The following is an 8,537-nucleotide window of genomic DNA, read 5'->3' on the forward strand; positions in this document are numbered from 1 at the left end:
GAAGGGGGTCGTCACTGCCTCGTCGGAGGTCAGGAAGGCGATCATTGGATCAATCTGCCAGGCTCCAAGGCGCCGCCCGAGCTCGCCGACCAGGCCCGCCCGAGTGACCGCCGGGCTCGGATCGTGGAGGAACCGGCCCGGAGCCGCTACCCGATCGGCGACCTCGCCAACCCGACCCACCGGTCCCACCGGACCCACCGGACCCACCGGACCCACCCGACCCGTATCCGCCGGGAGGACTGGATCCGGGGTCCCGGTGAGGGCTCGCCGGCGCTTCCCCGGCCCGCAGGGAGGCCGTGCTGCCCGGCCCGGGCAGCACAGTGGCGCGACGCGAGGCGGTCGCGAGGGCCGGTGAGAACAGCACGGCCTCCTTGAGATCCCGTCCGTCGGCCACGAACTCGATCTCCCAGCCCGGGGGGGAACCAGCTCCGTCGCCAGCCCTGGCGCGGCCTTCACCGCGATAGCCGCAACCTTGTCGGCAAGCCCGAAGCACCAGGCCAGCGGCGGCTCGCTCGCCCGCGACGCCAACCGACGGTCGCCGGCACGCCGGGCCGGATCGACGAACACGGCGTCGCATCCGGAGAGGTCCACCTCCCGCACGTCGGACAGGCGCGTCTCGAGGCATCCCGTCGGCACGGCCGATCCCGTGAGCGGAACGGTCGTGAGCGGAACGGTCGTGGACGGAAGGGCCGAAGGCGGCGCGGTCGTGCCCTCGGCCGCGTGGACGGCGACGTTGAGCGCGGCCATCCGCAGATGAACCGGATCCCGGTCGACGATCATGATCTCCCGGCCCCGGGCGAGGGCCAGCGCGTCCCCGCCGATCCCCGTGCACAGGTCGGCGAGCCGGCCTAGGCCGGTGAACCGCGCGGCCCGATGCTCAGCCGCCGCCTGCGAGGACGCCTGTTCCAACCCGGCTCGGGTGAAGAACATCCGATCGGCCCGGGCAAACTTGACCATCGCGCGCCGCCTCAGCTCCGCCTGAGTGAACGCGGAGGCGAGGAGCGCGGGGGACACGCCCTCGGCGCGCAGGCGGGCACCGACAGCCAGTTCCCGGGCCGCGCCTCCACCAGCACGCTCATCCTCGGCAAATGCCGCGACCGCCGCCGCCAGCACCGCCTCACCCTGTGCGCTCAGCAGGGCCTCGAGCTGCGCCAGCCGGTCGCCGTCGGAGGCGGTCACGGCGACTCGGATGGTGCCGGAACCGGCGAATCCGCGGCACGACGACGAAATAACGACGACGGGAACCATGACAGGAACGTCGACAGGAACATCGGCGGCCCCACGGACGGTGTCATGGACGGCTGGCTATCAAAGGTAGCGCCCCTTGGCTCGGCGGCCCATCGCCCGGCCGATCTCCCGGGCCGCGTCCCGCTCCGCGATCGCGTGCCGTTTGTCGTACGACTTGCGGCCACGCGCCAGCGCAATCTCGATCTTCGCCCGCCCGTCCTTCCAGTAGAGCGAGAGCGGGACCAGCGTGAGCCCACCCTCCTGGGTCTTACCGACCAGTTTTTCGATCTCCGCCCGATGCAGCAGCATCTTGCGCTTGCGGCGGGGGGCGTGGTTCGTCCAGGTCCCCTCGGTGTACTCGGGGATGTGCACGTTGTGCAGCCAGATCTCACCATCGCTGATCTGGGCGAACCCGTCGACGAGCGAGGCCCGCCCGGCCCGCAGCGCCTTCACCTCGGTGCCACGGAGCACCAGCCCAGCCTCGTAGGTGTCGAGGATGTCGTAGTCATGCCGGGCGCGCTTGTTCTGCGCGATCAGTCTGCGCCCCGTCTCCCTCGGCACTGTCCTGTCCCTCTTCCCACACCGTTCGCGAAATCTTCTCCGAACCTACGTCCTGCCTCCCGCGTCGGTGACACGCCCGGCTCCACCGCGAGGACACTCATGGTATCGATCATGTGAGCGCCATCGTCGGTCGCCGGCGTGGCCCGGGTGACATCGCCGAGCGCTCCGTAGGGCGACGAGCGCCGTCAGCGCGCCCCGCGGAGGAGCCGCCACGGCGGCGACTTGGGCGTTCAACACCTTCCACCTCCTTGCTCGGCTGTCGAGCTTGCCCGGCTGTCGAGACGATGGACTTGACGACGCTGGACTTGATGAGACGCTGGACTTGATGAACGGCGCCAGCGAGCACTATACTCGAACACATGTTCGATGATCGGAGTGTTCGGGCGAATCGGCGGCGGTTCCTGCCAACAGATCCAACCGTTCCCTCCAAGTGCCCATGACAGGCGGCATGATGCATCCAGCGACCAGACCCAGTTCATCGCTTCGGCCCGGCTCACAGTCCAGTCCGGGTAAGCCCAGTTCGGACGAGTCCAGCCCGCGCGAGGAAGCAGAGGCCCTGGGCCCCCGCGACACCGGGGTCGACGACAGTGGTTCTCTTTCCCGTCGCCTGGACTCATCGATGGTTTATGGTCGTCGTGTAGCTGAATTCGACGCGGACGGATGTCTCCGAGCGGATGTGGCGATCGGTCGGGAGATCGCACGCTGGGAGGCGGCACGGCTGCTCGTGAGAGCGAGGTTCGCGCAGCTACGGCCGCCCACGGAAGAGGATGAGAGCGGGGCTGCCAGGGGATTTCACGAGTTCGCGGGAGACGAACTGGCTGCCGAGCTGAGAATATCATCAGCGTCGGGAAACAAGCAGTTGGGTTTCGCGGTCGGCGTCGTCCGCCGCATGCCGGCCGCGCTGACTGCTCTTGAACATGGTGAGTTGGATTCCCAGCGGCTGGCCGTGCTGGAACGACTGACGGCCAACCTGTCGGACAGCCAAGCCGCGGACGTGGCGGAGACGGTTCTGCGCCGGGGTGGGCGGCCAAGCCACGCAGCGTTCGCGGCCGCCGTGCGACGGCGTGTGGTGGTGGTAGACCCTCAGGGGAGTCGAAATGAAATAACTTGCGCGTTTCGAACCCTCCACAGGCCTATGACCTGCGATGATGCTCTCGATCACGTATTTGTTACTTCATTACGTCCCCAGGGCGCGGAGCAGCGTCGCCGCAGGGCGGCGAAGGCGCGTCGGGTGACGGTGCGGGCCGAGCCGGATGGTATGGGCCGCATCTCGGCATCGCTTCCGGCAGACCGCATGCTCGCGGCGTTTCGACGGGTGGACCTTCTGGCGAGGAGAGCAGGCGGTGCGCAGGACGGTCGCGGGCTCGACCAGCGTCGGGCCGACGTTTTCTACGACCTGCTGATGGGGCAGGATCGTGACCGTGTCAGTATCGAGATGCAGGTGCTCGTGTCGGCTTCCTGTCTGCTGGGTATGTCGGAACAGCCGGCGGAACTTCCCGGTTATGGCCCGATACCGGCCGGCCTCGTTCGCGAGATGGCCGAGAACCCCCGGTGCACATGGCGGCGGATACTGATGGATCCGCCGGAAGGACGAGTCCTGGCGGTCAGCCGGCGTCGATTTCCCTCAGCCGCCCTGGCTCGTCATGTTCGAACTCGAAACCCTACATGTGTCTTTCCGGGATGCGAGAAGCCTTCCATTCACTGCGATCTTGATCATACCAGGTCGCATCGTCGAGGTGGCCAGACGAGCGAGCGGAACCTCGGGCCAAAATGCCGGAGGCATCACCGGCTGAAACACGCGGATGAAAAGCGGCCCAGGCGTGGCGCCGAGGAAGGTGCTACGAGAAGACCGGGGCGGCCGGATACATCATCTCCCGATCAATCAACGCAGAAGGGATGGTCCGTGTGCCAGCCCAGGCCTGGACATTTCATCTGGACGAGCCCGGAGGGACGCCAATATGAGATTTCACCCGAAGATTATCTCAAGGAAGTATTCCTCGAGGATGATGTCCAGTGCGAGTCGAAGCGGACCGGGGCCGAGCGACGGATGACGCCTCAGACCCGTAGATGACGGCGGAGCGCCACCGAAGCCATCGCGGCGGCGGCGAGCACACCGACCCCCAGCACGACGGCCGCGGTCTCCCAGACCGCCGACCAACCGAACAGGGGGAACATCGTCTGCTTCGCGAACCGGCCGTCCACCAGGTAGATCTTGGCCAACGCGAGCACGCCCGTGGCGAACAGCCCGCCAACCAGCCCCACCGCCGCGATCTCCAAGACGAACGGGGCCCGGATTGTTCCGTTGGACGCACCGACCATCTTCATGATGGCAGTCTCCCGCCGCCGAGCATGCGCCGAGATCCGGATCATCGTGTAGATGAGGGCGAAGGACGCCAAGGCCTGCACGGCGGCGAGGGCGAAGGCGCCCGCTGTGAAGGCGTCGAGGAACCGGTACAACGGGTCAAGCAGGCCGCGCTGGTCGCGCACAGCTTCCACCCCGTCGAGGCCGGTGTAGGTGACGACGATGTCGCGGGCCGCTCGCGGATCGGTGAGCGTAAGTCGTAGCGCCGCGGGCAGGTCGTCGGGTCCGACACCGGCGAGGACGTCGGGCGATCCACGGAAGTCCCGACGGAAACGGTCGTACACCTGCTGTTTGCTTTCGTACCGCACGTCGACGACCAGTGGATCCGCCGCGATCTCGGCCTCGAGGGCAGACCGCTCGCCTGGGGTGATGCCATCGGAGAGATCAACGACGACCTCGATCTGGTCGAGCAGGAAGCTGTCGATGGTGTGCACCTGCGCCCGCAGGAGCAGGCCCGACCCCAGCAACGCCAGGCAGATCGCGACAGTGATGATCATAGCGCAGGTCATCGCCAGGTTGCGGCGCAGGCCCGTCCACAGCAGCGACGCCAGCAGACCCGGTCGCATCAGCGGACCCGGTCGGCCGGCACCCGGGGCCCGGGCCGGGGAATCATCGGCACCACCAGATCATCCTGGTTGTAACGCCCGCGAGCCTCGTCCCGGATCAGCGCGCCGTCGCTCAGCTCGAGCACCCGGCGGCGCATCGCGTCGACGAGCGACGCGTTGTGGGTGGCCATCACGACGGTGGTGCCGGCCTGATGAACAGTGTCGAGCAGGTTCACGATCTCGATGCTGGTGTTCGGATCGAGGTTGCCGGTCGGCTCGTCGGCCAGCAGTACCCGAGGACGGCCGACGAACGCCCGGGCGATTGCGACCCGCTGCTGTTCGCCTCCGGAGAGTTCATCGGGATACCGGTCCGCCTTCTCCGCGAGGCCGACCAGCTCGAGTGCCTCCGGCACGACGCTGCGCACGACATGCCGAGGACGGCCGACCACGTCGAGGGCGAACGCGATGTTCGCCGCCACGGTCCGATTCGGTAGCAGGCGAAAGTCCTGGAAGACGCAGCCGACCAGCCGGCGCAGCTGGGGCACCCCGCGGTCCGGCATCCGCGCGACGTCACGGCCGGCCACCAGCACCCGGCCGGACGTCGCCCGTTCCTCCCGCAGCAGCAATCGCAGCAATGTGGTCTTACCCGATCCGGACGGCCCCACGAGGAAGACGAACTCACCGGCACCGATCTCCGCGGTGACATCGATCAGCGCCGGCCGGCCGCCGTTCGGGTACCGCTTGCTCACGGAACTCAAAACGATCATTGCGCCTTCCCGCACTCCCATGACTTTCAGTAGCCGCATGGTAGGGCGTGACGAAGGTCGGGGGCCGCAGGTTAACGCCCGACCGGAATCTCCGAGAACAGCCCCGAGCGGGTCACCGCTCGCCCGGTCGACCTTTGACGGAGCGGCACGCCACCGTGCGCGGGCGTAACGTGGAGGTCGATCGTGCGTGTCGCCAACGGTCGTGCTCCATCCGAAACATCCGGGTGTTGTCCCCACCCCGAGGAAGTGCGACGATCGCCCGATCATGGCATCCGTCCCGGGTGAGAAGGAGGCGCTATGGGCAGCGAGGATCTCGTCTGCGCGCGCTGCGCCGGACTGGTGGTCGAAGGCCGGTGTCCCACCTGCCGCGCCTCGCGCGAGTACCTGCGCCAGAGCTTCTTCCAGATGTCACCGCAGGTGATCGTCGCGCTGATCGCGATCGTGATGCTACTGACGGTCCTTGCCGCCCGTCACGTCTCCTAAGCCCGGCCGCGCCGCCGCGGCAAAGGCTGACCTAGTCGCGGGCCGCCCCGAATCTCCCCGTTGTCCTCCCGTGCGCTGCCTCGTCCTGGTCAGCGCCATTCTCGCCCTGGTGGGCCTCGGCGTATCCGCCTGCGGCTGGAATGGTGGCCGCCCCTGGCCGGCCGAGTCGTCGAAGCCGGCCACCACCGCACCGTCGGCGGGTCGCGACAGCCCGCAGCCCGAGTTGCGCATCATCACCACGGGTCTCGCGGCGCCCTGGGATGTCGCCTTCCTCCCCTCCGGGGACGCCTTGATCAGCGAACGGGACAGCGGCCGTATCCTGCGTCGCCCGGCCGGCGGTGGCGAGCCTACCGAGGTCGCCCGTTTTCCGGACATGGTGCACAGCGGGGAATCGGGGCTGCTGGGCCTCGCCGTCTCCCCCACCTACGCGGCCGATCACTTCGTGTACGCCTATTACACGACCCGGGCCGACAACCGGATCGTGCGGTTCCGGCTGACCGGGAACTGGGCGGGTTCCCCCGCACCGATCCTCACCGGGCTCGCGAACGCCCAGATCCACAACGGCGGACGGATCAGGTTCGGCCCGGACGGCCTGCTGTACGCGGGGGTAGGGGACGCCGGCGTGACCACACGGGCGCAGGACCGCGCCAGTCTGAACGGCAAGATCCTACGGATGCGTCCCGACGGAAGCGTGCCGCCGAGCAATCCGTTCCCGGGCTCGCTGATCTACAGCATCGGCCACCGCAACGTGCAGGGCCTGGCGTGGGATACGGCCGGACGGCTGTGGGCATCCGAGTTCGGCCAGAACAACTTCGACGAGGTGAACCTGATCATCCCGGGCGGCAACTACGGGTGGCCGATGGTGGAGGGCGTCGGCGACACCGACAAGGGCCGCCTGCGCAATCCCCTCGTCACCTGGACCACCGCCGAAGCATCCCCGAGCGGCGTCGCGATCCGTGGAGACACCCTGTACGTGGCGGCGCTGCGCGGACAGCGGCTGTGGGAGGTGGGCCTGGCCGGTGACCATGTGCGTGGCGCCCCCCGCACGGCGTTCACCGGTGAGCTGGGCCGGCTGCGCGCGGCGGTGCTCGCACCGGACGGATCGGTATGGATCATCACCAGCAACACCGACGGCCGAGGGGACCCGAGAAAGGGGGACGACCGGATCCTGGCGCTGCGCTGAAGGTCCGGGTGGACGGGCGACCCGACGGCGGGAGCGTCAAGCCGACACCGTGGGCTCCACCGGAAGCGGCTCCGCCGGGACCGCCCCGACGGTACCCATCACGCCGATAATTCGATCACGTAGCGAAACCACATCTCCGATTACGATGACCGCGGGAGAACTGATCGCGGCTTCGGCCGCGAGCCGGGCGATATCCGCCAGGGGCCCGGTGATGATCGTCTCGTCGGCTGTCCCGCCAGCGTGGATCACCGCGGTCGGAGTCTCCGGCCGGCGGCCCCGCTTCACCAGCTCGTGACTGATCTCGGGCAGTGCCCCGACGCCCATCAGCACGACGACTGTGCCCGGACCGGTAGCGAGCGCGTCCCAGTCGGCGGTGGAACCGGGATGCGACGGATCGATATGGCCGCTGACGACAGCCACGTCCTGGGTGATGCCCCGGTGGGTCACCGGGATCCCGGCGAGCGCGGGGACCGCGACGGCGCTCGTCACCCCGGGGACGATCTCGCAGGGCAGGCCGGCCGCAGCGCAGGCCAGGGCCTCCTCGCCGCCACGACCGAAGACGAACGGATCACCGCCCTTGAGCCGGACGACGCCGAGCCCGCGCAGTCCCCGATCGACGATCACCGCGTTGATCTCGTCCTGGGTCAGGTTGTGACCGTGCGGCGCCTTGCCCGCATCGATGATCTCGGTACCGGGTCGCACCTCATCCAGCAGCTCACGGGGAGCCAGCCGGTCGACCACCACGACATCCGCAGCCTGGAGCAGCCGCAGACCGCGTACGGTGATCAGATCCGCCCGCCCGGGACCGCCACCGACAAGGGCCACCCATCCGCCCGGGGCTGTCTGCACACCGGTCATCTTCGTCCCCTCCCGCGTCGGCTTTCTCCCAGTGTGCGGCCTGACCAGCCCGTTCGGGGCCGATCGCCGCAGCCGACCATTCCGGCTGACCGGCCGGCTGACCGCCTCAGCTGACCGGACGGGCCGCCGCGACGGGGCCGACCAGCACCCGACCGTCCTGCACCTGCACCGGGTAGACGGGGAGGCGCACCCCCTCGGCATCGAGGCACTCCCCCGTCACCAGATCGAACGCCTGCTTGTGTAACGGCGAGAAGACCACGGCCCGGTCTCCGCGGGAGCCGACGAGACCCCGGGAGAGCACGTTGGCCAGGCCGATCGGGTCGGCGTTGCCGACGGCGAGCACGGGACCGTCGCTCAGCCGGAAGATGGCCACCTGGGCGCCGTTGACGAGCGCGGCCACGCCGCGATCGGGAGTCAGATCGTCCAGGGCACAGATGTCGGTCCAGATCATGGCGGCCTCCAGATCGTCCGGGATGCGCTTACTTGCCTATCCAGAGGCTTTTGGGGACGTAATGAAGTAACAAATACGTGATCGAGAGCATCATCGCAGG

At 68.5% G+C, this 8,537-nt stretch carries 9 protein-coding genes; 3 read left to right on the forward strand and 6 right to left on the reverse strand.

Annotated elements, in window-relative coordinates:
* Together ACY45C_RS02290 and smpB are read right to left on the reverse strand one after the other, a co-directional pair.
* Nucleotides 1-1,248: class I SAM-dependent methyltransferase (locus tag ACY45C_RS02290; protein ID WP_462186011.1), on the reverse strand; the 1,248-nt coding region annotated here is incomplete at its 3' end.
* Nucleotides 1,249-1,308: 60 nt separating this feature from the next.
* The gene (gene smpB / locus ACY45C_RS02295; protein WP_011435254.1) at nucleotides 1,309-1,788 is read right to left on the reverse strand and encodes an SsrA-binding protein SmpB; all 480 of its coding nucleotides are present in this window, start codon (nucleotides 1,786-1,788) and stop codon (nucleotides 1,309-1,311) included.
* Nucleotides 1,789-2,407: 619 nt separating this feature from the next.
* Between smpB and ACY45C_RS02300 the strand changes: the two genes are divergently transcribed.
* Nucleotides 2,408-3,859 (forward strand): HNH endonuclease signature motif containing protein, encoded by a 1,452-nt coding sequence (locus tag ACY45C_RS02300; RefSeq protein WP_462186012.1) that lies wholly within the window; start codon nucleotides 2,408-2,410, stop codon nucleotides 3,857-3,859.
* Here the strand turns inward: ACY45C_RS02300 and ftsX are convergent.
* The gene (gene ftsX / locus ACY45C_RS02305; protein ID WP_462186013.1) at nucleotides 3,844-4,716 is read right to left on the reverse strand and encodes a permease-like cell division protein FtsX; all 873 of its coding nucleotides are present in this window, start codon (nucleotides 4,714-4,716) and stop codon (nucleotides 3,844-3,846) included. The genes ACY45C_RS02300 and ftsX overlap by 16 nt on opposite strands.
* A complete protein-coding gene (ftsE, locus tag ACY45C_RS02310; protein ID WP_462186021.1) occupies nucleotides 4,716-5,462 on the reverse strand; it encodes a cell division ATP-binding protein FtsE in 747 nt (248 codons plus the stop codon). Before ftsE ends, ftsX begins: the two co-directional genes overlap by 1 nt.
* Nucleotides 5,463-5,759: 297 nt before the next feature.
* On the opposite strand from ftsE, the gene ACY45C_RS02315 reads away from it, so the two are divergent.
* Complete coding sequence (locus ACY45C_RS02315) at nucleotides 5,760-5,945, forward strand: hypothetical protein (RefSeq protein ID WP_462186014.1); 186 nt, start codon at nucleotides 5,760-5,762, stop codon at nucleotides 5,943-5,945.
* Between the two features lie 70 nt (nucleotides 5,946-6,015).
* On the forward strand, nucleotides 6,016-7,128 hold the full coding sequence (locus ACY45C_RS02320) for a PQQ-dependent sugar dehydrogenase (RefSeq protein ID WP_462186015.1): 1,113 nt from the start codon (nucleotides 6,016-6,018) through the stop codon (nucleotides 7,126-7,128).
* Between the two features lie 36 nt (nucleotides 7,129-7,164).
* Here the strand turns inward: ACY45C_RS02320 and cobA are convergent, their stop codons facing one another.
* Both cobA and nirD read right to left on the reverse strand, forming a co-directional pair.
* Nucleotides 7,165-7,986 carry a uroporphyrinogen-III C-methyltransferase gene (gene cobA / locus ACY45C_RS02325; RefSeq protein WP_462186016.1) on the reverse strand — a complete coding sequence of 274 codons (822 nt, stop codon included), beginning with the start codon at nucleotides 7,984-7,986 and terminating at the stop codon, nucleotides 7,165-7,167.
* 106 nt (nucleotides 7,987-8,092) lie between these two features.
* Nucleotides 8,093-8,437: a nitrite reductase small subunit NirD gene (gene nirD / locus ACY45C_RS02330; protein WP_462186017.1), complete on the reverse strand. Its 345-nt coding sequence runs from the start codon at nucleotides 8,435-8,437 to the stop codon at nucleotides 8,093-8,095.
* Nucleotides 8,438-8,537 lie beyond the last annotated feature (100 nt).

This window comes from Frankia sp. CcWB2, assembly GCF_977927585.1.